This is a genomic window from Variovorax sp. MHTC-1, assembly GCF_003984645.1.
GTDB lineage: Bacteria > Pseudomonadota > Gammaproteobacteria > Burkholderiales > Burkholderiaceae_C > Variovorax.
The window spans coordinates 63,839-88,773 of the sequence record NZ_RWKI01000020.1 but is presented as its reverse complement, the minus strand read 5'-3'; the positions used below and the strand labels follow the sequence as shown (position 1 = coordinate 88,773).

The window sequence follows — 24,935 nt, the reverse complement described above, 5'->3', positions numbered from 1 at the left end:
GCCCTAACCGGGCTTACAGCAGACGGCAATGGAGCCCGGAAGCGGCTGTTGGATGCTCGCTGAACATGCGTCGGCGGAACTTTGAAAACCCGACCGGTGCAATTTTGAAAACGGCGCTCGTAAGCTGTTGATTTCCTTGGGTAACCAAGCGAGACAACCTTGGAGGAACTCACGGCCGCGGCGGCGAGCCGCCGCCGACCAGCGCGACCGCGCTCGCGGTGTGATGGGGGCTGCAGGTCGGCCTGTGCATCCAGCGCTCGACGGCGAAGCGGCCATGCAGGCTGGCGACGGCCGCGCTCTCCAGCGCCTCTTCGACGCTCATGGCCGGCAGCAGCCCGGCGAAGCGCTGGGCCAGCATCGACTTGCCGGAGCCCGGCGGTCCCACCATCAGCAGGCTGTGCTGGCCGGCGGCCGCGATCTCGAACGCGCGCTTGGCGCCAGCGTGTCCCTTGACCTCGGCCAGGTCCGCATGCCGCGCACCCGACCCGCCGGGCGTCGGCTGCACGCGCGCCCAGCCCCCATCGGCGGGCGGGTCGGCGAGCACCGCACTGCCGGCCGGCAGAAACTGCCGCACCACGTCGAGCAAGTGGACGGCGCCATAGACTTCCGCGCCCGGCACCAGCGCGGCCTCCTGCGCGCTGTCGGCCGGCAGCACCAGCCGGGTGGCGATTCCGCGGCTGTGCAAGGCCAGCGCCATGGCGAGTGCACCACGCACGGGCCTCAACTGCCCCGACAGCGAAAGTTCTCCCGCGAACTCGTGGCCGGCCAGCCGCGGCGCGTCGATCTGGCCGCTGGCGGCCAGGATGCCCAGCGCGATCGGCAAGTCGAAGCGGCCCGAATCCTTGGGCAGATCGGCCGGCGCCAGGTTGACCGTGATGCGCTTGCTATTGGGAAATTCGAGTCCGGCGTTCTGGATCGCCGAGCGCACGCGCTCGCGCGCTTCCTTCACTTCGACGTCCGCCAGGCCCACCAGCGTGAAGCTGGGCAAGCCGTTGGCCAGATGCACCTCGACCGTGACACTGGCAGCTTCCAGGCCGAGCAAGGCACGGCTTTGCACCAAAGACAAGCTCATTTCTCTCCCTTTCCCCAAGATGGTGCGCCCATCTTTTGCTCATTGTTGCAATGTGCACCTGTCCCAGGCCCTTCCCAGCGCGAGACGGGCGGTTTGGCACGCTCCCTGCTTTGAGATGGCTCCATCCCATTCCAAAACCTCCGAGGAGTCCTCTCGATGATGCACCGTAAAACCGCCACTGCCCTGGCCGTCGTCTCGCTGGCTGCCATGCCCTTGCTCGCGAGCGCCCAGCTCACGGGCAACGTTGCACTCACCAGCAACTACAAGTTCCGCGGTCAGGATCAGGACGTGCTCGGCAGCAACGGCTTCGCCAAGACCAAGGCCTTCAAGCCCGCCATCCAGGGCGGCTTCGACTACGCCTTCGGCGACAGCGGCTTCTACGTGGGGAACTGGAACTCCAGCGTCAACTGGCTCGCAGGCAACGACATCGAGAGCGACATCTACGGCGGCTACAAGTTCAAGGCCGGCGTGTTCGACCTCGACTTCGGCGCGCTCGCGTACATCTACCCGGGCAACGCCCGCGGCAACACCACCGAGCTCTACGGCGCGGCCACCTATGCCAACGAGGCCATCGGCGCTTTCACCTTCAAGTACTCCCACACCGTCTCCAAGGACTACTTCAACTACGCCGGCGAGCGCGACGGCTCGGGTCTGAAGGGGCGCAACACCGGCTACTTCAATCTCGCCTACACCAAGGAGATCGTGCCCAAGGTGACGCTGAAGGCCGCGCTGGGCTACACGCGCATGAGCAGCGACATCCGCAGCCTGGGCTACAAGAGCTACGTGGACTACAACGTGGGCGCTGCCTACGACTTCGGCAACGGCCTGTCGCTGGCCGGTTCGGTGCAGGGCGCCAACAGGAAGAACTCGTACCTGCTGGCGTCCGGGCCCGACCTGGGCTTCGGCGCGCCGACCTGGTCGCCCAACAAGGCACGATTCATCGTCACGCTGACCAAGACGCTCTGATCGCGAGAATGCGCGGTCCTCTGTTCCATCTGTAGGAGAAACATCATGAAGCTGGTCACAGCCATCATCAAACCGTTCAAGCTCGACGAGGTGCGCGAAGCGCTCTCGGCGATCGGTGTGCAAGGGATCACCGTGACCGAGGTCAAGGGCTTCGGGCGCCAGAAGGGCCACACCGAGCTCTACCGCGGCGCGGAGTACGTGGTCGATTTCCTGCCGAAGGTCAAGATCGAAGCCGCCGTGGCCGACGAACTGGTCGAGCGCGTGATCGAAGCCGTCGAAAGCGCCGCGCGCACCGGCAAGATCGGCGACGGCAAGATCTTTGTCTACGACCTGGAGCAGGTCGTTCGCATCCGTACCGGAGAAACAGGCCGCGAAGCTCTTTGACTTCACGGCACGAAAGAAAAATCGACATGAAAAAATTGCTCGTCTCTCTCGCGCTCGGCCTGAGCGTGCTCGCTGCCGGCAGCGCCGGCTTTGCGCAGACGCCGCCGGCGGCGCCCGCGGCCGAAGCGCCTGCAGCCGCGGCGCCGGCCGCCGCGCCTGCTGCAGCGCCTGCGGCCCCCGCTGCGGCACCGGCCGCTGCCGCCCCCGCCGCCGAAGCGGCAGCCGCAGCCGCACCGGCACCTTCGTTCAACAAGGGCGACACCAGCTGGATGCTGCTGTCCACGCTGCTCGTCATCATGATGACCATCCCCGGCCTGGCGCTGTTCTACGGCGGCCTGGTGCGCAGCAAGAACATGCTGTCGGTGCTGATGCAGATCATGGTCACTTTCTCGATGATCGTGGTGCTGTGGCTCATCTACGGCTACAGCCTCGCCTTCACCGAGGGCAACTCCTTCATCGGCGGATTCGACCGGCTCTTCATGAAGGGCGTCTTCGATCCGGCCACCGGCGCCTTCGCACCGGGCGCGACCTTCAGCAAGGGCGTCTACATCCCCGAGCTGCTGTTCGCCGCCTTCCAGGCCACCTTCGCCGGCATCACCTGCTGCCTGATCGTGGGCGCCTTCGCCGAGCGCATCAAGTTCTCGGCCGTGCTGCTCTTCATGGTGCTGTGGTTCACCTTCAGCTATACGCCGATCGCGCACATGGTCTGGTTCTGGATGGGCCCGGACGCCTACGCCAGCACGGACGTGGTCGATGCCATGAACGCCAAGGCCGGCCTGCTCTGGCAATGGGGCGCGCTCGACTTCGCGGGCGGCACCGTGGTGCACATCAACGCCGCCGTGGCCGGCCTGGTCGGCGCTTTCCTGGTCGGCAAGCGCATCGGCTACGGCAAGGAAGCCTTCACCCCGCACTCGCTCACGCTCACCATGGTCGGCGCCTCGCTGCTGTGGGTCGGCTGGTTCGGCTTCAATGCCGGTTCCGCGCTCGAAGCGGGCACCAGCGCCGTCCTGGCCTTCATGAACACCTTGTCGGCCACCGCAGCCGCCGTGCTCGCATGGTCCATCGGTGAAGCGCTGATGAAGGGCAAGGCCTCGATGCTGGGTGCCGCGTCGGGCGCCGTTGCCGGCCTGGTCGCCATCACGCCGGCCGCCGGCAACGTCGGCCTGATGGGCGCGATCATCATCGGCTTCGTCGCCGGCTTCGCTTGCCTCTGGGGCGTCAACGGTCTCAAGAGGATGCTCGGCGCGGACGACTCGCTCGACGTGTTCGGCGTGCACGGCGTCGGCGGCATCGTGGGTGCGCTGCTCACCGGCGTGTTCAACACCCAGGCGCTCGGCGGCCCCGGCTTGGTGGGCGACTGGGTCACGGCCGGCATCGTCTCCAACGGCATCGGCGCCCAGGTCTGGGTCCAGCTCAAGGCCGTGCTGCTGACCATCGTGTGGTCGGGCGTGGTGTCCTTCATCGCCTTCAAGATCGTCGATCTCACCGTCGGCCTGCGCGTGAGCGAAGAAGAAGAGCGCGAAGGCCTCGACATCTCGTCCCACGGCGAAACTGCCTACAACCGCTGAAACGAAACGGATCAGCTCAAGCAAGCAAAAGTCTCCTTTGGATGTTCGACCCGCGAGCGCTTCGGCGCGAGCGGGTCTTTTTTTGGCCTAAGCTGGCGCCATGTGGACCACGCTAGACGACAGCCTCTGCCAGCTCGGTGAATCGCCGTTCTGGCATCCGCATGAACGATCGCTCTACTGGCTCGACATCCCGGGGCGCGCCGTGTTGCGAACGCGTGGCGAGATCGGCAGCCATACCGTCGAGCGATGGCATCTGCCGACCGAGCCCGGCTGCATGGCGCCGGCCATGAGCGGCGGCCTGGTGATCGCGCTGCGCGACGGCATCTACCGCGCGCGCGAGTGGGGAGGCCCGCTCTCGGTCATCGCGAAGGTCGACCACGACGCGCGCACCATGCGCTTCAACGACGGCAAGTGCGATGCATGGGGCCGCTTCTGGGCCGGCACGCTGAACGAGGCCAAGGACCGGCCGAACGCCGCGCTCTACTGCCTCGATGCGCAAGGCGGCGATGCGCCGCGGCTCATGCAGATGGCGAACGAGGCCACCACCGGCAACGGCCTCGCCTTCTCGCTCGATGCCAGGACGCTCTACTGGGCCGACACCGCGGCGCACCGCGTGCGCGCCTGGGACTGGGCGGCCGAGGCCAATGCGCTCTCGCGCCCACGCGTGTTCCGGCAGTTCGACGCCAAGCCCGGCGGCTGGACGCCCGAATCGCCGCTGCGCTACGAAGGCCGGCCCGACGGCGCCACCATGGACGCCGAGGGCCACTACTGGGTGGCGATGTTCGAGGGCGGCCAACTGCTGCGCTTCGCGCCTTCGGGCGAGCAGGTGGATGCGCTTCCCACGCCCGTGCAGTGCCCCACCATGCCTTGCTTCGGCGGTGATGATCTGCGCACGCTGTTCGTCACCAGTGCCCGCAAAGGCCGGCCCGCGGCCGAGATCGAGCAGCGCCCCGCCTCGGGACAGGTGCTCTCGATACGGGTGGAAGTGTCAGGACTGCCCGTCCATTTCTTCACCGATTGATCTAGGGCCTGTTAACGCTATTTGCGGGGATCGCGTTGCCCAGCCAAGGGGCTGGATGCAAGGCGCCCGCGCGCAGCAAGGCTTGCGCCTTGCAAGCGCGGGCAACGCCGCAGACGGCCCCTTGGCTGGGCAACCCGCAGGGAAGGCCTGCCAGGGCGCGCCACTCTGCGTTGCGCTCCTTGTGCGTGCCGACGCACGCACGGCGTCGCGCGCCTTGATTGGCCCGCCCTGGCAGGCCTTCGCGACCCCGCAAATAGCGTTAACAGGCCCTAGCCCCCACGTTCCGTCACTTCGTGTACACGCCTGGACCGCGGGCGGTACGATCGCCCGATGGATCCAGCCTTTCGCCAGATCGCCGAGCGCATCCGCGCCGCAGCCGCCGCCGGCACGCTTTTGCACATCCGCGGCGGCGGCACCAAGGACTTCTATGGCGAGCCGCCGCAGGGCGAGCCGCTTGCCACCGCCGCGCTCGCGGGCATCACGAGCTACGAGCCGAGCGAGCTGGTCGTCACCGTGCGTGCCGGCACGCCGTTGGCCGAACTCGAAGCGCTGCTTGCGCAGCAGGGCCAATGCCTGCCCTTCGAGCCGCCGCACTTCGGGGAAGGCGGTACCCGCGCCGAGCCCTTGGGCGAGCGCGTCATGGACAGCGGCACCGCCGCAGGGAGCACAGCGACCGTAGGCGGCATGGTCGCGGCGGGCTTGAGCGGCCCGGCGCGGGCCAGCGTCGGCGCCGTGCGCGACTATGTGCTCGGCGCCACCTTGATCAACGGCCGCGGCGAAGTGCTCAGCTTCGGCGGCCAGGTCATGAAGAACGTCGCCGGCTACGACGTCTCGCGCGTGCTGGCCGGTTCGCTGGGGACGCTGGGCGTCATCGCCGAGCTCAGCCTCAAGGTGCTGCCCGTTCCGCCAGCCGAGGCCACGCTCGCATTCGAATGCAACCAGGCCGATGCGCTGCGCCTGCTCAACGGCTGGGGAGGCCAGCCGCTGCCGCTCAGTGCGAGCCGCTGGTTGGAAGAGGGCGGTGCGGGACGTCTCTGGCTGCGACTGCGCGGCGCGGTGGCGGCGGTCGCGGCCGCCTGCGCCCACCTCGGCGGAGAACGGCAAGACCCGGCGCAGGCCCAGGCCGACTGGCAGGCCGCGCGCGATCAACGCTTGCCATGGTTCGGCGAGCGCGCCGCGCGCGATCTGTGGCGCTTGTCGGTGCCGCAGACCGCATCGATGCCGGCGCTCGAGGGCTCGCCCCTGATCGAATGGCATGGTGCGCAGCGCTGGTATCTCGCGTCGCCCGACGAGGGCCCGAAACTGCGCGCCGCAGCCCGCGCAGTCGGCGGGCATGCGACGCTCTTCCTGCCCTCGGCCGAGCGTCGCCACCGCGTGCTCGGCCGCTTCGACGCGCTGAGCCCGCCGCTCGCGCGCATCCACCGTGCGCTGATGCACGAGTTCGATCCTCATGCCGTCTTCGATCGCGCACGGCTCTACCCGAACTGACCGAGGCCATGCAAACCGAACTCGCTCCCGAATTCCAGGGCACCACCGACGGCCGCGAGGCCGAGGCGATCCTGCGCAAGTGCGTGCACTGCGGCTTCTGCACCGCCACCTGCCCGACCTACCAGCTGCTCGGCGACGAGCTCGACGGCCCGCGCGGGCGCATCTACCTGATCAAGCAGGTGCTCGAAGGCAAGGCGCCGACGCGCAGCACGCAGCTGCATCTCGATCGCTGCCTCACCTGCCGCAACTGCGAAAGCACCTGCCCCTCCGGCGTGCAGTACGGTCACCTGGTCGACATCGGCCGCAGGATCGTCGACGAGAAGGTGCCGCGCCCGGCCGTGGAAAGCGCGCTGCGCTGGACCTTGAAGGAAGCGCTGCCTTCTCCGCTCTTCGGCCCCGCGATGAAGCTGGGCCAGTCGGTGCGCGGCCTGCTGCCGGCTAAGCTCAAGGCCAAGGTGCCGGCGCCGGAGCCCGCCGGCGAGTGGCCCACGCGCACGCATGCGCGCAAGATGCTGATGCTGGCCGGCTGCGTTCAGCCCTCGATGGCGCCCAACATCAACCGCGCCACCGCGCGCGTGCTCGACGCCGCCGGCATCGAGGCCGTCGTTGCGCCCGGCGCGGGCTGCTGCGGTGCCGTCAAGTTCCATCTGAACGACCAGCAGGGCGGCAAGGCGCAAATGCGCGCCAACATCGATGCCTGGTGGCCGTATGTCGAGGGCGGTGCGGTCGAGGCGATCGTGATGAACGCATCGGGCTGCGGCGTTACCGTGCGCGAATACGGCCACATCCTGCGCGAGGATCCGGCCTATGCGGCGAAGGCCGAACGCATCAGCGCGCTCACCAAGGATCTGAGCGAGTTGCTGCCCGAGCTCGTGCCGCTGCTCGAGGGCCGCGTCAACGCGCCGCCCGGCGTGGTCGCCTATCACCCGCCCTGCACGCTGCAGCACGGCCAGAAACTGCGCGGGGGCGTGGAAGCGAACTTGCGCGCGCTCGGCTTCGACGTGCAGATCGCGATGAACGAATCGCACCTGTGCTGCGGTTCGGCCGGCACCTACTCGGTGCTGCAGCCCGAACTGGCCTATCCGCTGCGCGACCGCAAGCTCGGCCACCTGAATCAGTTGAAGCCCGCGACCATCGTCTCGGCCAACATCGGCTGCATCACGCACCTGCAAAGCGGCACCGAGACGCCGGTGCGGCACTGGGTGGAACTGCTCGACGAGGCACTGGGCACGGCCTGAGCGCACACGGGAAAGGGGCGCGGTCCGACCCGGCAACGCGGGCGGCGGCGCGAACATGCCGGACTGTTCATTCCGGGAGCCGTCGATGCAGACCACCCTTCGATCCTTTGTCCGCGGCAGTCTTCTTTGCGCATGCGCCGCAGCGCCGTGGATCGCACAAGCCCAGTCCACGCCCATGCCCGCCATGAAAAGCCAGGGCACTGTGCAGTACGTGTGCGGCGGCATCGGCTCGGACGAATCCACCGCGATGCGCGCCGCGATGAAGGACCATCCGCTATCGCTGCTGTTCGCGCGCGCCGACGGTGCCTACCTGGCCGAGGTCGCGGTGACGATCAAGGATGCCAATGGCGCCACGGCGCTCGCCATGCGCGCGTCGGGGCCGGTATGCCTGATCGACTTGCCCGCCGGCCGCTACACCATCGAGGCAGCGACCGAAGGCGTGACGAAGAACCAGAACGTGACGGTCGGCAGCGGTCCGAAGACCGCGGACTTCCGGTTCTGACTCAGCTCGCCAGCGCCGCCTCGATGTCGCGCGTTATCGAGGCCGGCGTGTCGAGCGGCGCATAGCGCTTGATTACCCGCCCGTCCTTGCCGACCAGGAACTTGGTGAAGTTCCACTTGATCGCGGTGCTGCCCAGGAGGCCCGGCGCTTCCTTGGTGAGCCACTGGTAGAGCGGCGCCGCGCCGGAGCCGTTGACCTCGATTTTCTCCATCATCGGAAAGCTCACACCGTAGTTCTGGACGCAGAAGGCGCCGATCTCCTCGTTGGTGCCGGGGTCCTGGTTGCCGAACTGGTTGGAGGGAAAGCCGAGCACCGCGAGGCCCTTGCCGGCGTACTTCTCGTGCAGCGCTTCGAGCCCCTCGAACTGCGGGGTGAAGCCGCACTTGCTGGCCGTGTTGACGATCAGCAGCACCTTGCCCTTGTACTTGGAAAGCGGCACGGCCTTGCCGTCGATCTGCCGGGCTTCGAAGTCGTAGACGCTGGTCATGGCATGTCCTTCAGGAGGGGGGAGCGACGATCATCCTCGCCGTTGGGCGTTCGCGCAAACGAGGACCACAAGGCCGCCAGCACGATCAGCGCGCCGCCGGTCCAGATGCGCGTGTCCATGCTGCCGGCGCCGAGCGCCACCGACGAGACGCTCGCGAACAGCACTTCCGACAGCATGATGACCGAGGTGGCGCTGGCCGCGAGCCGCGCTGCGCCGTACTGCAGGCAGAAGTTGGCGAAGACGAAGCCCACGCCCAGCAAGGCGGCCCAGCCCAGCCAGCCGGGCGCGGCCGCGAGCGGCGGCGGCGCTGCCATGGCGCCGAGCGCGGTGCCCGCCAGCGCGGTTGCGCCCGCCACCAGCGCACAGCCGCCGAACACGGCGAGCGCACGCGATTCGGCGGGCGCGGCGCGCAGCCGGCGCAGCAGGATGTTGGTCACCGAGAAGCTGAAGCCTGCCGCGACGCCGAGCCAGTCCGCGAGGCTTGCGGGCACCGGCCAGTCGACCTCGGGTGTCTTGAGCACGACCGCCACGCCCACCAGCGCCAGCGCCACGCGCGCGAGCACCGCCGGCGTCGGGCGCTCGCCGAGAAAGATCCAGGCCAAGAGTACGCTCCACAGCGGCATCAGGTAGAAGAGCAGCACCACGCGCACCACGTCGCCCGTTGTCACCGCCCAGTTGAAGCACAGGTTGGTGAGGCCGGCTGCCAGCCCGAGCAGCACCAACGCCGGATGCACGGAGAAAGCCTGCCACGCATGCCGGCGCAGCCACCCCATCGCCACGAAGATCAGCGCATAGATCAGGGCCGTGGCCCACACCGGATGCAGGCCGTGGGCCTCGATCTGCCGGAAGGGAAACCACGAGACGCCCCAGACGAAGGCGTTGAAGATCAGCGCAAGTGCGGGCAAAGCAATCGAGCCATCAGTGATGCTTGTCGCTGCGCGCGATGGTCAGCAGGTGTTCGACCTCTTCGGGATACTGGCGCAGGTTGCTGCTGTGCCAGCGCTTGATGATCCACATGAAGCCCGCCACTACGATTCCGAAGGCGGTGATGGCCGAGTAGGCCGAGAGGCCGAGTCCGGTGCAGGCGCTGTAGAAGGCGCCGAGGATCAGGATGCAGGCCTGCTCGTTGAAGTTCTGCACCGCAATCGATCGGCCGGCGCCCATCAGGTTGTGGCCGCGATGCTGCAGCAGCGCGTTCATCGGCACCACGAGGAAGCCGCCGAGGCCGCCGAGCAGGATCAGGAAAGGCACGGCGATCCAGATGTTGCCGATGAAGTTCATCCCGATCACCAGCACGCCCATGCCGATGCCCAGCGGGATCACGCCGGTTGCCATGTCGAGCCGCATGCGCATCGAAGCGACGATCGCGCCGACCGCGGTGCCGATCGCGACCACGCCGGTCAGCGAGGAGGCCTGCGCGGTGTTGTAGCCGAGCGCGAGCGAGGCCCAGGCCAGCACGATGTACTTGAGGTTGCCGCCCGCACCCCAGAAGAGGGTGGTGGTGGCCAGCGAGATCTGCCCGAGCTTGTCGCGCCAGAGCCGCGAGTTGCACTGCCAGAAGTCGGGCAGCAGCGCCGCCATGTTGCGCACGAAGCCGTGCTGCGGATTCGCGCGCAGCGGCCGCATCTCGACGCCGGTGTCGGGGATGCGGGTGTTGAACCACGCGGCCAGCATGTAGACGAAGATCAGCGCGGCGATCGCGGCCTCGGGCGCCGTGTCGATGCCGGTGTCGACAACGGGCAGGTCGATCGCGAGCAGCTGGGTCGACAGCGCATGCCCCACCAGCTGCCCGCCGAGCACGATGCCCAGGATGATTGAGGCGATGGTCAGGCCTTCGATCCAGCCGTTGGCCTTGACCAGCTGGGAGGCCGGAAGCAGCTCGGTCAGGATGCCGTACTTGGCCGGCGAATAGGCCGCGGCGCCCAGGCCGACGACCGCATAGGCCAAGAGCGGATGCGTGCCGAACAGCATCATCAGGCAGCCCACCACCTTGATCGCGTTGCTGATGAACATGACCCGGCCCTTGGGCAAGGCATCGGCGAAGGCGCCGACCAGCGGCGCCAGCGCGACATAGAAGATGGTGAAGATCGGCACCAGCGCGGCGCGCTGCCACTCGGGCGCGCCATCGCTTCGCATGAGTTCCACCGCAGCAACGAAAAGCGCGTTGTCGGCCAGCGACGAAAAGAACTGGGCCGACATGATGGTGTAGAAACCGCGCTTCATCGATGGGCTGGCTGGCCAGAGAATGGGGCTGCTGGCGATAGTGAAAAAAGGCCGCGGTACTGGCGGAATGCGCGGTTATAGCATGGGGGTGCAGTGTCAAAATGACGCCACACGCGGGCTTTTACGGCGTGTTCGTGCGAATGTTTTCAGCTCAGCCATCGGGTTCATCGTGCCTCGTCCCATCCTCGCCACCATCCATACCGCAGCGCTTCGCCACAACCTCGATCGCGCGCGCCGCTCGGCGCTCGAAGCGCGCGTCTGGGCCGTCGTCAAGGCCAATGCCTACGGGCACGGCATCGAGCGCGTGTTCGACGCCTTTCGCGGCGCCGACGGCTTCGCGCTGCTCGATCTGGCCGAGGCCGAACGCGTGCGCGCGCTCGGCTGGCGCGGCCCGGTGCTGCTGCTCGAAGGCGTGTTCGAGCCGCGCGACCTCGAACTCTGCTCGCGCCTCGATCTGTGGCACACCGTGCACTGCGACGCGCAGATCGACATGCTGGCCGCCCACAAGACGCAGGCGCCGCAGCGCGTCTTCCTGAAGATGAATTCGGGCATGAACCGCCTGGGCTTCACGCCCGAGCGCTTCCGTTCGGCCTGGACGCGCCTGAACGCGCTGCCGCAGGTCGACGAGATCTCGCTGATGACGCACTTCAGCGACGCCGACGGCCGCCGCGGCATCGACCACCAGCTGGAGGTCTTCGAGCGCACCACGCAGGACCTGCCGGGCGAGCGCTCGATCGCCAACAGCGCCGCCACGCTGCGGCACGCGGCCGCCACGCGCGCCGACTGGGTGCGTCCCGGCATCATGCTCTACGGCAGCGCGCCCGACTTCCCCGAACACGATGCGGCGCACTGGCAGCTGCAGCCGTCGATGACGCTTTCCACGCGGCTGATCTCGGTGCAGACCTTGAAGGCCGGCGACACCATCGGCTACGGCTCGCGCTTCACCGCCGACGGCCCGCTCACCGTCGGCGTCGCCGCAGTGGGCTATGCCGACGGCTATCCGCGGCACTGCGACACCGGCACGCCGGTGCTGGTGAACGGCGTGCGCACACGCATGGTGGGCCGGGTGAGCATGGACATGATCACCGTCGACCTCACGCCGGTGCCCGATGCCGAGATCGGCAGCGAGGTCACCCTGTGGGGCCGCGCGTCGAACGGCGCGCTGCTGCCCATCGACGAGGTCGCGCAGGCGGCCGGCACGATCGGCTACGAACTCATGTGCGCCGTCGCGCCGCGGGTGCCCGTCGCGGTCGATTGAAAATCCAATCGGACTGGCGCGCGGTACGCCTCCAGGAAACGCAGGTCGAGCGCGACCCGCGCCGCAACTATGTGTCGGCTCGTGCCGCAGTGCGGGGCGCTGCGAGCCATTCGGGAAACACCGCGGAACCGGCTTCGCCGGGCCGCCGGTGTTGCCCCCGGAGAGGGGGGTGGCGGAACACACGAAGTGGGGGAGCCTGGGGGTGAGCTAGGGCCTGCTAACGCTATTTGCGGGGTCGCGAAGGCCTGCCAGGGCGGGCCAATCAAGGCGCGCGACGCCGTGCGTGCGTCGGCACGCACAAGGAGCGCAACGCCGAGTGGCGCGCCCTGGCAGGCCTTCCCTTCGGGTTGCCCAGCCAAGGGGCCGTCTGCGGCGTTGCCCGCGCTTGCAAGGCGCAAGCCTTGCTGCGCGCGGGCGCCTTGCATCCAGCCCCTTGGCTGGGCAACGCGATCCCCGCAAATAGCGTTAACAGGCCCTAATACAGGCCGAGCCGCCGCGCGTGCAGCCGCGACAGGCCCAGCAAGGCCTCGGTGAACGGCGTTTCGACCTTGGCCAGCTGGCCCAGCTCGCGCACCACCGACACCAGCGCATCGAGCTCGACCGCGCGGCCGGCCTCGACGTCCTGCAGCATCGAGGTCTTGAAGGCGCCCAGCTTGCGCGTGACCGCGTGCCGGTCTTCGGGACTCTCGGCGATCGGGATGCCGATGCGCGCGCCGATCTCCCTGGCCTCCAGCATCACGGCCGAGATGAAGCCGCGCACCAGGTCGTCGGCAAGGATCAGGTCGGTGGTGGCGCCCGTGATCGCGCTGATCGGATTCACGGTCATGTTGCCCCAGAGCTTGTACCAGACGTCCTTCTGGATCTGCGCGGAGAGGCGCGCTTCGAAGCCCGCCTGCTTCAACAGCGCCTCGAGCCGCGTCGCGCGCGGCGTCGCCTCGCCCGAAGGCTCGCCGATGATCAGCCCGTTGCCGAAGTGATGCCGGACCACGCCGGGCGCATCGAGCGAGCAGCTCGCATGCACCACGCAGCCGATCACGTGCCGCGCGGGAATCGCCTCGCCGATTTTTCCGCCCGGGTCCACGGCCTGCAGCTGCGTGCCGGCCAGGCTGCCGCCGAAGCCACCCTGCAGGAACCACCAGGGCACACCGTTCATCGCGGTCAGCACGATGGTGTCGGGGCCGAGCAGCGGCGCGATCTGTTGCGCCACGGCCTGCAGAGCGGGCGCCTTGACGGCGATCACCACCAGGTCCTGCACGCCCAGCGTTGCAGGGTCGGCCACGGCATTCACCGGCACGCGCGTGCGCTGTTCGCCGCGCATCAGCGAGAGCCCGTCGCGCTGCAGCGCCTCGAGCGTCGCGCCGCGTGCGACCACGTTGAGCCGATTGCCCGCCTGCGCGAGGCCGGCACCGATCCATCCGCCGATCGCGCCGGCGCCGTAGATGCAGACTTTCATGGTTCAGTGCTTGTAGGAATCGTCGATGCGATCGACCTGACGCACGAGCGCGTCGAACACGTCCTGCCCGCCGCCGTGCTTGGGATTGAACTGCAGCGCGTCACGCGTGCACTTGCGCGCGATGTCTTCGGACACCGGAATCGCCGCGCCCATGGACAAGGTCGCCATCTGGATCTCGCAGGCGCGCTGCAAGGTCCACAGGATGGCAAAGGTCTGCGGCAGCGTCTGGCCCCAGGCCAGCAGGCCGTGGTTGCGCAGGATCACGGCCTTCTTGTCGCCGATGCTCTTCAGGAGCCGCGGCCCTTCGTCGGCATGGATCGTGATGCCTTCGAAGTCGTGGTACGCCACCATGCCGTGCAGCTGAGCGGTGTAGAAGTTGGTCTGTTGGAGGCCGCCCTGCAGGCAGGCCACGGCCACGCCGGCCGTGGTGTGCGTGTGCATCACGCAGTGCGCATCGGGCAGCCCGTCGTGGATCGCGGCATGCACCGTGAAGCCGGCCGGGTTGACCGGATGGGGCGAGCCGTCGAGCACCTTGCCCTGCAGGTCGATCTTGACCAGGTTGCTCGCGGTGACCTCGCTGTAGTGCAGGCCGAAGGGATTGATCAGGAACTGCGGGGATCTCGAAGCCCCTCCGGTGGCGCCACCGGTCACGCTGTCGGGCAGCCGCACCGTGATGTGGTTGTAGATCATCTCGGTCCAGCCCAGCATCGCGAACACGCGATAGCAGGCGGCGAGCTGAAGGCGGGCCTCCTGCTCGTCGGGATGGATGGCGGGGCGGGCCGGCGCGTTGGCCGGCGGGGCGAGATGGGTGGTCATCGGCAGTTCCTTTGGGTATCAATGGCCTGCCGCGCGTGAGTACCTCTGACTCGTCGGGGGACACCGCGGAACCGGCTTTGCCGGGCCGCTGGTGTCGTGCCCTTGAGGGGGGAGGCGGCTACACGAAGCGAGCAAGCAACGGGGGTGGGTCATCCTTCCGCAGTAAAGCCGACCTGCTTCACGATCGGCGCCCACTTGGCGGTGTCTTTCTTGATCAGCTCGGTCAGTTCCCCGGGCGTCGAAGACATCGCTTCGAGGCCGAAGGTCGACAGGCCGTCGATCACTTCCTTGGTGCCCAGCGCCGTCTTCATCGCGGCATTCAGCTTGGCCACCACTTCGGGCGAGGCCTTGGCCGGCAGCAGGAAGGCGAACCACTCGCTGTGCGCCATGTCCTTGATGCCCTGCTCGCCGAAGGTCGGCACCTCGGGCGCGAAGCGGCTGCGCTTGCTGCCCGAGACGCCGAGGATGCGCACCTTGCCCGTCGGCAGGTGCTGCGAGATGTCGCCGATCGGTCCCGACACGGCGGAGATGTTGCCGCCCAGCAGGTCGAGCATCGCCGGCTGCGTGCCGCGGTAGGCCGCATGCTTGAGGTCCACGCCGGCGCTCTTGCCCAGCAGCGCGCCGATGAAGTGCGGCGTCGAGCCGGCGGCTGGCGAGCCGTAGTTGGCGCCGGTCGGATTGGCCTTGGCCCAGGCGAGGAACTCGGGCACCGTCTTCACGCTGGCCGGCACGGCCGGGCCGACCGCGAAGCCGAAGTCGAAGATGCAGGCCACGGTTACGGGCGTCAGGTCGACGAGCGGGTCGTACGGCAGCTTCTTGTAGATGTGCGGGTAGATGGTGAGGATCGAGGTCGGCGTCTGCAGGATGGTCGCGCCGTCGGCCGGCTGGCCCTTCACGTAGGTGACGGCGATCTGGCCGCCGGCGCCGGTGCGGTTCTCGACCACGGCCGTATTGGCGTAGCCGGGTGCCAGCTTGCTGGCGACGCGGCGGCAGAGCGTGTCGGAGGTGCCGCCGGCGGCGAAGCCGGTGATGATCTTGGCGGTTTCGATCTGCGCTTGCGCAAAGGCTTGCTGGCCGATGCTCGCGAGCAGCGCCGAGGCGCCGGTGGTTTGCAGCAGGTGGCGGCGGTTGAAGTTCATGGTGGCGTTGTCTCCAGGGTGAGTAGTGCTTCGGGGTTGAAGCGCACGGTGAGCGCGTATTTTTCCAGCAAGCCGTCGTGCCGCACCCCCGCGTTTACCTTCAATCAGTAGGTCTTGCTCGCCGGCAGCGCCTGCGCGTTGTCCTTGAAGCGCGCGGCCAGCGCGCTGGTGCTGCGCGCGAGCAGATTGGTGTCGAGCCCCACGGCGACGAAGAGGGCGCCGAGCTCCAGGTACTTGCGCGCCTGCGCTTCGTCGGGCGTCAGGATGCCGGCGGCCTTGCCGGCGCGGTTGATGCGGGAGATGGCATCTTCGATGGCCGCCTGGACCTCGGGGTGGTTGGGGTTGCCGACGTGGCCCAGCGACGCCGAGAGATCGGCCGGGCCGATGAAGACGCCGTCGATGCCCTCCACGGCCGCGATCGCATCCAGGTTGGCCAGCGCCTCGCGCGTTTCGGCCTGCACCAGCAGGCAGACCCGTGCGTTGGCCTCCTTGGCATAGCCCGGATAGCGGCCCCAGCGCGAAGCGCGTGCACCGCCCATGCCGCGGATGCCCAAGGGCGGATAGCGCATCGCGCGCACGATGGCCTGCGCCTGCTCGGGCGTGTCGACCATCGGCACCAGGATGGTCTGCAAGCCGAGGTCGAGGTACTGCTTGATGAGCGCCGTGCCGACATCGCCATGGCCGACCGGCACGCGCGCGATCGCGTTGGCACCGGGGTAGGCGGCGATCGCCTGCGCCTGCTGCAGCACGCTGCGCAGGCCATTGGGCGAATGCTCGCCGTCGATCAGGAGCCAGTCGAAGCCGGCACCGGCGCAGATCTCGGCGCAGTAGGCATCGGCGAGGCCGAGCCAGAGGCCGATCTGCGTGCGCTTTTCGACGAGGGCTTGCTTGAAGGGATTCGTGGGTGTTTGCATGAGGGCTTGCTTTCAGACGAAGCGGAAGGAGATTGAACCCAAAGGGCCGTAGTCGGCATGAAAAGTATCGCCCGGCAAGGCGGTGGTCGGGCGCGTGAAGGAGCCGCCGAGCACCACTTCGCCGGGCTCCAGGCATTCGTCCCAGGGTGCGAGCTTGTTGGCGAGCCAGGCCACGCCGGTGGCCGGATGATTGAGCACGGCCGCGGCCACACCCGATTCTTCGATCACGCCGTTCTTGTAGAGCAGGGCGCTGACCCAGCGCAGGTCGACCGCGTCGGGCTTCACCGGCCGCCCGCCGGTCACGATGCCGGCATTGGCCGCGTTGTCGGCGATGGTGTCGAAGACGCGGCGAGGGGCCTTGGTCTCGCGGTCGAATTGCTCGATGCGCGCATCGATGATCTCGATGGCCGGCACCACGTAGTCGGTGGCTGCCAGCACATCGAAGATCGTCACGTGCGGCCCTTGCAGCCGCTTGCCGAGCACGAAGGCCAGCTCGACCTCGATGCGCGGCGCGATGAAGCGCGTGAACGGGATGTCGCCGCCCTGCTCGAAGAACATGTCGTCCAGGAGCGTGCCGTAGTCGGGCTCGGCGATCTGGCTGGACAGCTGCATCGCGCGCGAGGTGAGTCCGATCTTGTGGCCCTTGACCACGCGGCCCTCGGCCAGCTTGGTCTTCACCCATTCGCGCGAGATCGCGTAGCCGTCCTCGATGGTCATCTCGGGGAAGCGCTGGGAGAAGTGCCGCAGCTGCACGCGTGACTTCTCGCTTTCGTGCAGTTCGGCGGCGAGCTGCTGGATGACGTTCTTCGCAAGCATGCTTGTCATTTGTTGAACAGGGGATGCAGGTTGCCGCACTTGCCGTCGTAGACCTGGCCGGGCGCCTCGTCGATCTGCAGCGTGATGCCGATGTGCCGCTTCGCGAGCAGTGGCTCGAAGTGCTGCCTCGCCTTTTCCAGCAAAGCGTCCCCGATGCGCTTCTTGACTGCTTCGCTGCGTCCCGCGGCCATGCGTACGTTGAGGTAGACGAAGGCGTAGTCGCCCTTGCCGTCGGCCACCGCGTAGTGCGCGGCCGGAAAGGCCAGGACACGGGTGCCGCCGGTCGGATAGACCTGCCGGCCCTCGTCGTCGCGCTGCTCCAGCATGGCGTCGGCCATCGCGCGGCACAGCGCCGGCATGTCGGTCTCGAGCTCGATGTTGGGGGTGTAGAGGATCACCAGATGCGGCATCTTTCTTTTCCTCAGGCGGTGGCTGCTGCAGGCAGCGGCGTGACCGGAAAGATCGCGTTGATCTGCCCCGTGCCCGAGCTGCCGAAATAGGGCGTGACGATCTCGACCGGCGCCTCGTAGCGGTCCCAGCCCAGGAGGCCGAGCAGCATCGCCGTATCGTGCATGTCGCCTTCGCCCCAGCACTTGTCGGCGTACATCGGCAGCATGCCGACGAAGGTCTTCCAGTCGCCGGCTTCCCAGAGCTGGACCACGCGCCGGTCGACCTGCTCGAGGAAGGGGTCGTAGACCTTGTGCATGAACTCGGGCGCGCGGCCGTTGTCGGCGAAATGATGCGACAGCGAGCCGCTCGCGAACACCGCCACCGTGCCTTCGTAGCGCTCCTCGATGGCGCGCCGCACCGCGAGCCCGAAGCGGCCCGATTCGGTGAGGTCGTGCCAGTCGCACCAGCCGCTGATGCTGATCACCTTGTAGTGCTGGTCGGGATTCATGTAGCGCATCGGCACCAGGGTGCCGTACTCGAGCTCCAGCGTGGTGTCGCTGTGGGCGCGGCTCTTCACGCCCATCTCGTTGGCCACGTCGGCGATCAGGTGGCCCAGCGCCGGGTTGCCCGGATAGGCATAGGGCATGTTCTTGATGAAGTGCGGCAGCTCGTTGCTGGTGTAGGTGCCGCCGAACTGCGGGCCGCAGTTGATGTGGTATTCGCTGTTGACCTGCCAGTGCACGTCGAAGACCACGATGGTGTCGACGCCGAGTTTGCGGCAGCGGCGGTCGATTTCCTTGTGGCCGTTGATCGCCGCGTCGCGGCAGCCGAAGTTCGGGCCGGGGAACTCCGACAGGTACATCGACGGCACGTGCGTGATCTTGGCGGCGAGTGCGAGCGTGCCCATGGTCAGGCTCCCCAGTGCGGGATGTGGTGCGAACCCATCGACACCGCGATGTTCTTCGGCTCGCAAAAAACCTCGTAGCTCCAGGTGCCGCCTTCGCGCCCCGTGCCCGAGGCCTTGGTGCCGCCGAAGGGCTGGCGCAGGTCACGCACGTTCTGGCTGTTGACGAAGCACATGCCGGCCTCCACCGCGGCCGCGACGCGGTGCGCGCGGCCGATGTTCTCGGTCCAGACGTAGCTGCTCAGTCCATATTGGATGTCGTTGGCCAGCCGGATCGCATCGGCCTCGTCCTTGAACGGAATGAGGCAGGCAACCGGGCCGAAGATCTCGTCCTGCGCGATCTTCATGCGATTGTCGACATCGGCGAAGACGGTGGGCATCACGTAGTTGCCTTTCTTCACGCGGTCCGGAAGGTTAGGCGTTTCCAGCCCGCCGCACAAAAGCGTCGCGCCTTCCTTCGGCCCGAGCTCGATGTAGCTGCGCACCTTGGCCAGGTGGGCCTGCGAGATCATCGGGCCGACGATAGTCTTCTCGTCGAGCGGGTCGCCTACCACGATGCGCTTCGCGCGCTCGGCGAACCTGGCGGCGAAGTCGGCATAGATCGACTGCTGCACCAGGATGCGGGAACCGGCGGTGCAGCGCTCGCCGTTGTTGCTGAAGATCATGAACAGCGCCGCGTCGAGCGCGCGATCGAGGTCGGCATCCTCGAAGATCACGAACGGGCTCTTGCCGCCGAGCTCCATGCTGAACTTCTTCAGGCCTGCGCTCTTGACGATGCGGTTGCCGGTGGCGGTCGACCCGGTGAAGGAGATCGCGCGCACGTCCGGATGCGCGACCAGCGGCTCACCCGCGTCCTTGCCATAGCCGTGCACCAGGTTCAGCACGCCGGGCGGAATGCCGGCTTCGAGCGCGAGCTCGCCGAGCCGCGCGGCCGTGAGCGGCGAGAGCTCGCTCATCTTCAGCACCGCCGTGTTGCCGAAGGCCAGGCAGGGCGCGACCTTCCAGGTCGCGGTCATGAAGGGCACGTTCCACGGCGAGATCAGCGCGCACACGCCGACCGGATGGAACAGCGTGTAGTTGAGATGGGTTTCGGTCGGGTAGGTGTGGCCGTCGACGCGCGTGCACATCTCGGCGAAGTAATAGAAGTTGTCGGCCGCGCGCGGCACCAGCTGCTTGCCGGTCTGCGCGATGACCTGGCCGCAATCGTCGGTCTCGGTGCGCGCGATCTCGGGCACGTGGGCTGCGATCAGGTCGCCGAGCTTGCGGATCAACCTGGCGCGCTGCGGTGCGGGCATGCCGGCCCATTTGGGAAAGGCTTCCCTGGCCGCTGCGACGGCCGCATCGACTTCGGCTTCGCCGCCAGCGGCGACCTCGGCCAGCACCTCCTGCGTGGCGGGGTTGACGGTCTGGAAGTAGTCGCGGCCGGCGACCGGCTTGCCGTCGATGAGGTGATCGATCTTCATGAAGGTCCTAGTCGAGTTTGATGTCGCGCGCCTTGATCAGCGCATGCCATTTCTTGCGCTCCGACTCGGTGTAGCGCGTCATCGCGGCCGCATCGGCGGGGGTGGCATCCCAGCCGGCGTCGAAGAGCTTCTGCCGCACGGCGGGATCGCTCACCGCCTTCTGCAGCTCGGCGCCGAGGCGTGCCTGCACGTCCTTGGGCGTGGCTGCGGGTGCCACCAAGCCCTGCCAGGCATAAGCCTCGACGGCGGGATAGCCGAGCTCCTTGGCCGTCGGCACGTTGGGCAGCTGCGGCATGCGTTCGGCCGACAGGGCGATCAGCGGCGTGATCTTGCCGGCCTTGACGGCGCTGACGCCGCTGGGCAGGTCGAGCACGATCAACGGCACCTGCCCGGCCATCAGGTCCTGCATGGCCGGCGCGCCGCCCTTGTAGGGCACGTGCAGCAGGGAAACGCCCGCCTCGCGCTGGAACAGCTCGAGCGCGAGGTGGTGCGGGCTGCCGTTGCCAGGCGTTCCGATGCTGTACTTGCCCGGCGAGCGCTTGAGCTCGGCAAGCAGCGCCTTTGCATCGGCGAAGCCGGCATTGGGGCCGGCCGTGATGACCAGCGCCGAGCGGCCCATCATGCCGAGCAGCGCAAAGTCCTTCTCGGGGTCGTAGGGCAGCTTCTTGTAGAGGACGGGGTTGTAGACCAGCACGCCGTTGTCGGCCGAGAGCACGGTGTAGCCGTCGGCCGGCGCGCGCGCTACGTGCTCGGAAGCGATCATGGCGCCGGCGCCTGGGCGGTTGTCGACCAACACCGGCTGGCCGAGCTGCTGCGAGAGCTGGGCCCCGGCGGTGCGGGCGAGGAAATCGGTGCCGCCGCCGGCCGGGTAGCCGACCACCCAGCGCACCGGCTTGTTCGGATAGGACTGCGCAGACGCGCCGACGGCGAACAGGGATGCGCCCAATGCCACCAAAGCCGTTGCCAGCCAGGACTTCTTGACCATGTCGTCTCCTTCGTGATGTGTTCTCGGCGATGCGGGCTCAGGCCGCACCGATGGTGTTGGAGAGCGCGCCGATGCGCTCGATCTCGGTCACGACCACGTCGCCCGGCCGGCAGTCGACCACGCCGTCGGGCGTGCCCGTCAGAATCAGGTCGCCGGGCGAGAGCGTCATGAAGCTCGAGAAATACTCGATGAGGAAGGGCACGTCGAAGATCATGTCCTTCGTGCTGCCCGACTGTGTGAGCTTGCCGTTGACGGTGGTCTTGAGCGCGAGCGCCATCGGGTCTGGCACATCCTTCGCGTCGACCAGCCAGGGGCCGATGGGGGTGCAGGTGTCGCGGTTCTTCACGCGCAGGTTGGGGCGGTACCAGTTCTCGAGGTAGTCTCGAATCGCATAGTCGTTGGCCACCGTGTAGCCGCCGATGAAGTCATAGGCGTCGTCGCGCCGCACCTTGCGCGCCGTCTTGCCGACCACGATGACCAGCTCGCATTCGTAGTGCATGAACGAAACGCCGGCCGGCCGGGAGGTGATCCGGCGATGGCCGGTGAGCGTGCTCTCGCCCTTGACGAAGACCAGCGGCTCCTCGGGCGCCTTGAACGCGAGCTCCTTGGCATGGTCGGCGTAGTTGAGGCCGAGCGCGAGAATGGTGCGCGGCCGCGGCGTCGGCGCGAACGGTGGCAGCCACATTACGTCGTCGAAGCCGACCGCGCGGCCGTCGGCGAGCAGCAGGCGGCCGTCGCGTTCGATCGCGTCGTGCACCGCGCCTTCGAAGGTGATGCGTGCGTGCTTCATGGCTGTTCCCCCACCAGCGTGTTGGCGAGGGTTTCGAAACCCGGCGCGCTGATCTCGATGCGGCCGCCGGGCCGCGCCAGCGGCCGGCCGGCATCGCAGCCGAGCATCAGCACATCGCCGTGCGCGAGCGTCATGAAGGCGCCGACCTCGGCCAGCAGCTGGGCCGCGCTGCGCACCGTCTGCGAGAAGTCCACCGACTGGCGCAGCTCGCCGTCGATGCGCACTTCGAGCCTGAACTGTGCCGGATCGGCGACCTCCTGCGCATCGCGCATGGCGGGACCGATGCCGAGAAAGCCGTCCACGCACTTGAACTTGACGGGCGGGCGGAAGAAGCTGGCGTGCGGGATCGAGAGGTCGTTCATCAGCACGAAACCTTCGACGTCGCTGTCCGCGCCGATGACCATGCCGATGGTGGCGCCGACTTCGACCTCGGGCACCTTGGCCGGCACCACGATCGCGCTGCCGTGCGGACTCCAGGTATTGGCCGTCTTCACGTAGAGCACGGGTGCCTGCGGAGGGGCCTTGTAGGGCGGCTGGCTCATCAGCGGCGCCAGCGCCTCGATTTCGGCGCGGAAGTTGAGCAGCACGCCATAGACGGTGCCGGTGGGCATGAAGCTCATGGCTGCTCCAGTTCGATCACTTCGTCGAGCAGCACGTAGAGCTGCGAGAGCTTCTGCTTGCCGAGCGACTTTTCCATCCAGTCGTAGTGCGACTCGATCGCGCGCGAGAGCTTGCTCACCATGCGCGTGCCCTTGGGCGTGGCCTCGACCACGGTGCGGCGCTGGTCGGCCGGGTCGCGCTCGCGGCGGATCAGGCCGTCGCGCTCCATGCGCGCGAGCACGCCGGTCAGGCTGGGGCCGAGGATGAAGGCCTCGCGCGCGACGCGGCCGGTCTCGACCACGCCGAGCTCGCCCAGCACGCGCAGCACGCGCCATTGCTGGTCGCTCAAGCCATGCTCGCGCAGGCTGGGCCGGGTATGCGCCATGACGGCTTCGCGTGCCTGAAGCAGCAGGCGCGGCAGATTGCGGTGGACGAAGGGTGTGCTCATGAAGGGCCTTATTATTTAACATGTTAAATTAATTGCAAGTGCCTTCCGACCGGGCTTCGGCGGGGTTTTCCCTGAGCCGGGGTTGCGCCCTCCCTACACTCGGGCGATGGCCAAGGAAAAAAACCTCTTCGTCTGCTCCGAATGCGGAGGCACCAGCCTCAAGTGGCTGGGCCGCTGCCCCAGCTGCGGCGCCTGGAACACATTGATCGAGCAGGTGGCCGGCCCGGCGGGCGGCAGCGCCAACAATCGCGTCGGCACGCAGTTCGCGGCGCTCGCCGGTTCGGCCGAGCTGGCCACGCTGTCGGAAATCGAGGCCACCGACATCGAGCGCACGCCCACCGGGCTGGACGAGCTCGACCGCGTGCTGGGCGGCGGCATCGTCGACGGCGGCGTCACGCTGATCGGCGGCGACCCGGGCATCGGCAAGTCGACGCTCCTCTTGCAGGCAGTCGATGCACTGCAGCGCGCCGGCCGCAATGCGATCTACGTCACCGGCGAGGAGAGCGGCGCTCAGGTGGCGCTGCGCTCACGGCGGCTCGGCCTCGAACAGTCGCAGGTGCAGGTGCTGGCCGAGATCCAGCTCGAGAAGATCCTCGCCACGCTGGACGCCACGCGGCCCGCGATCGCGGTGATCGATTCGATCCAGACCGTCTACTCCGACCAGCTCACCTCGGCGCCGGGCTCGGTGGCGCAGGTGCGCGAATGCGCCGCGCACCTCACGCGCTTCGCCAAGGCGAGCGGCACGGCGGTGGTGCTGGTGGGCCACGTCACCAAGGAGGGCGCGCTGGCCGGCCCGCGCGTGCTGGAGCACATGGTCGACACGGTGCTCTACTTCGAAGGCGACACGCATTCGAGCTTTCGGCTGGTGCGGGCCATCAAGAACCGCTTCGGCGCGGTCAACGAGATCGGCGTGTTCGCGATGACCGAGCGCGGCCTGAAGGGCGTGGCCAACCCGAGCGCGATCTTCCTGAGCCAGCATGCCGAGCCGGTGCCCGGCAGCGTGGTGCTGGTCACGCTCGAAGGCACGCGGCCGATGCTGGTCGAGATCCAGGCGCTGGTCGACAACGGCGGGCCGAGCCCGCGGCGCCTGTCGGTCGGGCTCGACCGCGACCGGCTCGCGATGCTGCTCGCGGTGCTGCACCGCCATGCCGGCGTGGCCTGCATGGACCAGGACGTGTTCGTCAACGCGGTCGGCGGCGTGCGCATCAGCGAGCCGGCGGCCGACCTGGCCGTGATGCTCGCCATCACCTCCAGCCTGCGCGGCAAGCCGCTGCCCAAGGGCTTCATCGCCTTCGGCGAAGTCGGTCTCGCCGGCGAGGTGCGGCCCGCGCCGCGCGGCCAGGAGCGCCTGCGCGAGGCCGCCAAGCTGGGCTTCAGCGTGGCGGTGGTGCCCAAGGCCAATGCGCCGCGCAAGGGCGCGAAGGAGATCGAGGGGCTGACCATCCACCCCGTGGAGCGGATCGAGGAAGCGATGGACGTGGTGCGGCAGCTGCAGTAGCCGAGGGCACGACAATAGCGCCATGAATTTCGGCAAAGTCCTCGTCCCGCTCGCCGGCCTCGTGCTGCTCGGCCTCTCCTACCGCGCCTATGGATGGGGCGGCGTCGCGCTCGCCGGCGGCGCCATCGTGATGTTCCTGCTGATGCACTTCAACCGCACCATGCAGGTCCTCAAACGCGCCGCCGACCGGCCCATCGGCACGGTCGCGAGTGCGGTGATGCTCAACGCCAAGCTCAAGCCCAAGGTGACGCTGTTGCACGTGATCGCGATGACGCGCGCGCTCGGCGAGCAGCGTTCGCCCAAGGACCAGCAGCCCGAGGTCTTCCGCTGGACCGACGGCGGCGGCTCCTGGGTCGACGCCACCTTCGCGAACGGCAAGCTGACGGAGTGGAAGCTGGTGCGGCCCGAGGTGCCCGACGAGGAGCCGGACCAGGCCGACGCGCCGAGCGCCGATGCCGTCAAGCCCGGCGCGGCCGACGCGCTGCGTCCGCCGGTCTAGGGCCCGTCAACAG

General features: G+C 68.0%; 25 protein-coding genes and 1 pseudogene. 10 read left to right on the top strand and 16 right to left on the bottom strand.

Translation table 11 applies throughout. The features are described from left to right. Nucleotides 1-172: 172 nt before the first annotated feature. Nucleotides 173-1,072, bottom strand: a pseudogene (locus tag EJI01_RS23675) (YifB family Mg chelatase-like AAA ATPase); the annotation flags it as partial. A gap of 159 nt (nucleotides 1,073-1,231) precedes the next feature. On the opposite strand from EJI01_RS23675, the gene EJI01_RS23670 reads away from it, so the two are divergent. The 7 genes from EJI01_RS23670 to EJI01_RS23640 all read left to right on the top strand — a co-directional run bounded on the left by EJI01_RS23670 (nucleotide 1,232) and on the right by EJI01_RS23640 (nucleotide 8,239). Next, nucleotides 1,232-2,038, top strand: coding sequence for a TorF family putative porin (locus tag EJI01_RS23670; protein ID WP_126839584.1), 807 nt, complete (start codon nucleotides 1,232-1,234; stop codon nucleotides 2,036-2,038). A 45-nt stretch (nucleotides 2,039-2,083) separates the two neighbouring features. Continuing rightward, entirely contained in the window at nucleotides 2,084-2,422 is a 339-nt protein-coding gene (gene glnK, locus EJI01_RS23665; protein ID WP_068686416.1) for a P-II family nitrogen regulator, read from the top strand. A gap of 26 nt (nucleotides 2,423-2,448) precedes the next feature. Further along, on the top strand, nucleotides 2,449-3,990 hold the full coding sequence (locus tag EJI01_RS23660; RefSeq protein WP_185879033.1) for an ammonium transporter: 1,542 nt from the start codon (nucleotides 2,449-2,451) through the stop codon (nucleotides 3,988-3,990). 100 nt (nucleotides 3,991-4,090) lie between these two features. Then, the gene (locus EJI01_RS23655) at nucleotides 4,091-5,011 is read left to right on the top strand and encodes an SMP-30/gluconolactonase/LRE family protein (protein ID WP_126839577.1); all 921 of its coding nucleotides are present in this window, start codon (nucleotides 4,091-4,093) and stop codon (nucleotides 5,009-5,011) included. Nucleotides 5,012-5,341: 330 nt separating this feature from the next. After that, nucleotides 5,342-6,499: a glycolate oxidase subunit GlcE gene (glcE, locus tag EJI01_RS23650; RefSeq protein ID WP_126839576.1), complete on the top strand. Its 1,158-nt coding sequence runs from the start codon at nucleotides 5,342-5,344 to the stop codon at nucleotides 6,497-6,499. 8 nt (nucleotides 6,500-6,507) lie between these two features. Then, a complete protein-coding gene (gene glcF, locus EJI01_RS23645) occupies nucleotides 6,508-7,737 on the top strand; it encodes a glycolate oxidase subunit GlcF (protein ID WP_126839575.1) in 1,230 nt (409 codons plus the stop codon). Between the two features lie 175 nt (nucleotides 7,738-7,912). Then, a complete protein-coding gene (locus tag EJI01_RS23640; protein WP_260602631.1) occupies nucleotides 7,913-8,239 on the top strand; it encodes a carboxypeptidase regulatory-like domain-containing protein in 327 nt (108 codons plus the stop codon). 1 nt (nucleotide 8,240) lies between these two features. Here EJI01_RS23640 and EJI01_RS23635 read toward each other — a convergent pair whose 3' ends face one another. The 3 genes from EJI01_RS23635 to lplT are packed head-to-tail and all read right to left on the bottom strand — an operon-like array spanning nucleotide 8,241 to nucleotide 10,949. After that, on the bottom strand, nucleotides 8,241-8,726 hold the full coding sequence (locus EJI01_RS23635; protein ID WP_126839573.1) for a glutathione peroxidase: 486 nt from the start codon (nucleotides 8,724-8,726) through the stop codon (nucleotides 8,241-8,243). Beyond that, nucleotides 8,723-9,631: a DMT family transporter gene (locus EJI01_RS23630; RefSeq protein ID WP_126839572.1), complete on the bottom strand. Its 909-nt coding sequence runs from the start codon at nucleotides 9,629-9,631 to the stop codon at nucleotides 8,723-8,725. Before EJI01_RS23630 ends, EJI01_RS23635 begins: the two co-directional genes overlap by 4 nt. Nucleotides 9,632-9,644: 13 nt before the next feature. After that, a complete protein-coding gene (gene lplT, locus EJI01_RS23625; RefSeq protein WP_126839571.1) occupies nucleotides 9,645-10,949 on the bottom strand; it encodes a lysophospholipid transporter LplT in 1,305 nt (434 codons plus the stop codon). A 169-nt stretch (nucleotides 10,950-11,118) separates the two neighbouring features. Between lplT and alr the strand changes: the two genes are divergently transcribed. After that, the gene (gene alr / locus EJI01_RS23620; RefSeq protein ID WP_126839570.1) at nucleotides 11,119-12,207 is read left to right on the top strand and encodes an alanine racemase; all 1,089 of its coding nucleotides are present in this window, start codon (nucleotides 11,119-11,121) and stop codon (nucleotides 12,205-12,207) included. Between the two features lie 475 nt (nucleotides 12,208-12,682). Here the strand turns inward: alr and EJI01_RS23615 are convergent, their stop codons facing one another. The 12 genes from EJI01_RS23615 to hpaR form a co-directional block, all read right to left on the bottom strand. Beyond that, nucleotides 12,683-13,660, bottom strand: coding sequence for a 2-dehydropantoate 2-reductase (locus EJI01_RS23615; protein WP_126839569.1), 978 nt, complete (start codon nucleotides 13,658-13,660; stop codon nucleotides 12,683-12,685). Between the two features lie 3 nt (nucleotides 13,661-13,663). Continuing rightward, nucleotides 13,664-14,476, bottom strand: coding sequence for a class II aldolase/adducin family protein (locus EJI01_RS23610; protein WP_126839568.1), 813 nt, complete (start codon nucleotides 14,474-14,476; stop codon nucleotides 13,664-13,666). A 149-nt stretch (nucleotides 14,477-14,625) separates the two neighbouring features. Continuing rightward, on the bottom strand, nucleotides 14,626-15,615 hold the full coding sequence (locus EJI01_RS23605; protein ID WP_126839567.1) for a Bug family tripartite tricarboxylate transporter substrate binding protein: 990 nt from the start codon (nucleotides 15,613-15,615) through the stop codon (nucleotides 14,626-14,628). A gap of 104 nt (nucleotides 15,616-15,719) precedes the next feature. Continuing rightward, nucleotides 15,720-16,529 carry an aldolase/citrate lyase family protein gene (locus tag EJI01_RS23600; RefSeq protein WP_126839566.1) on the bottom strand — a complete coding sequence of 270 codons (810 nt, stop codon included), beginning with the start codon at nucleotides 16,527-16,529 and terminating at the stop codon, nucleotides 15,720-15,722. A gap of 12 nt (nucleotides 16,530-16,541) precedes the next feature. Then, the gene (gene hpaH, locus EJI01_RS23595) at nucleotides 16,542-17,345 is read right to left on the bottom strand and encodes a 2-oxo-hept-4-ene-1,7-dioate hydratase (protein ID WP_126839582.1); all 804 of its coding nucleotides are present in this window, start codon (nucleotides 17,343-17,345) and stop codon (nucleotides 16,542-16,544) included. Between the two features lie 5 nt (nucleotides 17,346-17,350). Further along, on the bottom strand, nucleotides 17,351-17,755 hold the full coding sequence (locus tag EJI01_RS23590) for a 5-carboxymethyl-2-hydroxymuconate Delta-isomerase (protein ID WP_126839565.1): 405 nt from the start codon (nucleotides 17,753-17,755) through the stop codon (nucleotides 17,351-17,353). Nucleotides 17,756-17,766: 11 nt separating this feature from the next. Further along, a complete protein-coding gene (gene hpaD, locus EJI01_RS23585) occupies nucleotides 17,767-18,642 on the bottom strand; it encodes a 3,4-dihydroxyphenylacetate 2,3-dioxygenase (protein WP_185879032.1) in 876 nt (291 codons plus the stop codon). A 2-nt stretch (nucleotides 18,643-18,644) separates the two neighbouring features. After that, nucleotides 18,645-20,102, bottom strand: a complete 1,458-nt coding sequence (gene hpaE / locus EJI01_RS23580; protein ID WP_126839564.1) for a 5-carboxymethyl-2-hydroxymuconate semialdehyde dehydrogenase — start codon at nucleotides 20,100-20,102, stop codon at nucleotides 18,645-18,647. A gap of 7 nt (nucleotides 20,103-20,109) precedes the next feature. Beyond that, nucleotides 20,110-21,087 (bottom strand): Bug family tripartite tricarboxylate transporter substrate binding protein, encoded by a 978-nt coding sequence (locus EJI01_RS23575; RefSeq protein ID WP_126839563.1) that lies wholly within the window; start codon nucleotides 21,085-21,087, stop codon nucleotides 20,110-20,112. 37 nt (nucleotides 21,088-21,124) lie between these two features. Beyond that, nucleotides 21,125-21,877, bottom strand: coding sequence for a fumarylacetoacetate hydrolase family protein (locus tag EJI01_RS23570; protein WP_126839562.1), 753 nt, complete (start codon nucleotides 21,875-21,877; stop codon nucleotides 21,125-21,127). Continuing rightward, nucleotides 21,874-22,497: a fumarylacetoacetate hydrolase family protein gene (locus tag EJI01_RS23565; RefSeq protein WP_126839561.1), complete on the bottom strand. Its 624-nt coding sequence runs from the start codon at nucleotides 22,495-22,497 to the stop codon at nucleotides 21,874-21,876. The genes EJI01_RS23570 and EJI01_RS23565 overlap by 4 nt, the downstream gene beginning before the upstream one ends. Next, nucleotides 22,494-22,925 (bottom strand): homoprotocatechuate degradation operon regulator HpaR, encoded by a 432-nt coding sequence (hpaR, locus tag EJI01_RS23560; protein ID WP_126839560.1) that lies wholly within the window; start codon nucleotides 22,923-22,925, stop codon nucleotides 22,494-22,496. The genes EJI01_RS23565 and hpaR overlap by 4 nt, the downstream gene beginning before the upstream one ends. 106 nt (nucleotides 22,926-23,031) lie before the next feature. On the opposite strand from hpaR, the gene radA reads away from it, so the two are divergent. Both radA and EJI01_RS23550 read left to right on the top strand, forming a co-directional pair. Continuing rightward, nucleotides 23,032-24,423, top strand: coding sequence for a DNA repair protein RadA (gene radA / locus EJI01_RS23555; protein WP_126839559.1), 1,392 nt, complete (start codon nucleotides 23,032-23,034; stop codon nucleotides 24,421-24,423). A gap of 22 nt (nucleotides 24,424-24,445) precedes the next feature. Beyond that, entirely contained in the window at nucleotides 24,446-24,922 is a 477-nt protein-coding gene (locus tag EJI01_RS23550) for a glycerate kinase (protein WP_126839558.1), read from the top strand. The last annotated feature ends 13 nt before the right edge of the window (nucleotides 24,923-24,935 follow it).

Bases quoted from the DNA above. Each gene is read 5' to 3' on its own strand.
- lplT (WP_126839571.1), bottom strand. From the start codon at position 10,949: ATGAAGCGCGGTTTCTACACCATCATGTCGGCCCAGTTCTTTTCGTCG.
- glnK (WP_068686416.1), top strand. From the start codon at position 2,084: ATGAAGCTGGTCACAGCCATCATCAAACCGTTCAAGCTCGACGAGGTG.
- EJI01_RS23615 (WP_126839569.1), bottom strand. From the start codon at position 13,660: ATGAAAGTCTGCATCTACGGCGCCGGCGCGATCGGCGGATGGATCGGT.
- EJI01_RS23670 (WP_126839584.1), top strand. From the start codon at position 1,232: ATGCACCGTAAAACCGCCACTGCCCTGGCCGTCGTCTCGCTGGCTGCC.
- EJI01_RS23565 (WP_126839561.1), bottom strand. From the start codon at position 22,497: ATGAGCTTCATGCCCACCGGCACCGTCTATGGCGTGCTGCTCAACTTC.
- EJI01_RS23610 (WP_126839568.1), bottom strand. From the start codon at position 14,476: ATGACCACCCATCTCGCCCCGCCGGCCAACGCGCCGGCCCGCCCCGCC.
- EJI01_RS23600 (WP_126839566.1), bottom strand. From the start codon at position 16,529: ATGCAAACACCCACGAATCCCTTCAAGCAAGCCCTCGTCGAAAAGCGC.
- EJI01_RS23640 (WP_260602631.1), top strand. From the start codon at position 7,913: ATGCCCGCCATGAAAAGCCAGGGCACTGTGCAGTACGTGTGCGGCGGC.
- hpaD (WP_185879032.1), bottom strand. From the start codon at position 18,642: ATGGGCACGCTCGCACTCGCCGCCAAGATCACGCACGTGCCGTCGATG.
- radA (WP_126839559.1), top strand. From the start codon at position 23,032: ATGGCCAAGGAAAAAAACCTCTTCGTCTGCTCCGAATGCGGAGGCACC.
- EJI01_RS23660 (WP_185879033.1), top strand. From the start codon at position 2,449: ATGAAAAAATTGCTCGTCTCTCTCGCGCTCGGCCTGAGCGTGCTCGCT.
- EJI01_RS23590 (WP_126839565.1), bottom strand. From the start codon at position 17,755: ATGCCGCATCTGGTGATCCTCTACACCCCCAACATCGAGCTCGAGACC.
- hpaE (WP_126839564.1), bottom strand. From the start codon at position 20,102: ATGAAGATCGATCACCTCATCGACGGCAAGCCGGTCGCCGGCCGCGAC.
- EJI01_RS23570 (WP_126839562.1), bottom strand. From the start codon at position 21,877: ATGAAGCACGCACGCATCACCTTCGAAGGCGCGGTGCACGACGCGATC.
- glcF (WP_126839575.1), top strand. From the start codon at position 6,508: ATGCAAACCGAACTCGCTCCCGAATTCCAGGGCACCACCGACGGCCGC.
- EJI01_RS23605 (WP_126839567.1), bottom strand. From the start codon at position 15,615: ATGAACTTCAACCGCCGCCACCTGCTGCAAACCACCGGCGCCTCGGCG.
- EJI01_RS23655 (WP_126839577.1), top strand. From the start codon at position 4,091: ATGTGGACCACGCTAGACGACAGCCTCTGCCAGCTCGGTGAATCGCCG.
- EJI01_RS23550 (WP_126839558.1), top strand. From the start codon at position 24,446: ATGAATTTCGGCAAAGTCCTCGTCCCGCTCGCCGGCCTCGTGCTGCTC.
- EJI01_RS23575 (WP_126839563.1), bottom strand. From the start codon at position 21,087: ATGGTCAAGAAGTCCTGGCTGGCAACGGCTTTGGTGGCATTGGGCGCA.
- hpaR (WP_126839560.1), bottom strand. From the start codon at position 22,925: ATGAGCACACCCTTCGTCCACCGCAATCTGCCGCGCCTGCTGCTTCAG.
- EJI01_RS23635 (WP_126839573.1), bottom strand. From the start codon at position 8,726: ATGACCAGCGTCTACGACTTCGAAGCCCGGCAGATCGACGGCAAGGCC.
- glcE (WP_126839576.1), top strand. From the start codon at position 5,342: ATGGATCCAGCCTTTCGCCAGATCGCCGAGCGCATCCGCGCCGCAGCC.
- hpaH (WP_126839582.1), bottom strand. From the start codon at position 17,345: ATGCTTGCGAAGAACGTCATCCAGCAGCTCGCCGCCGAACTGCACGAA.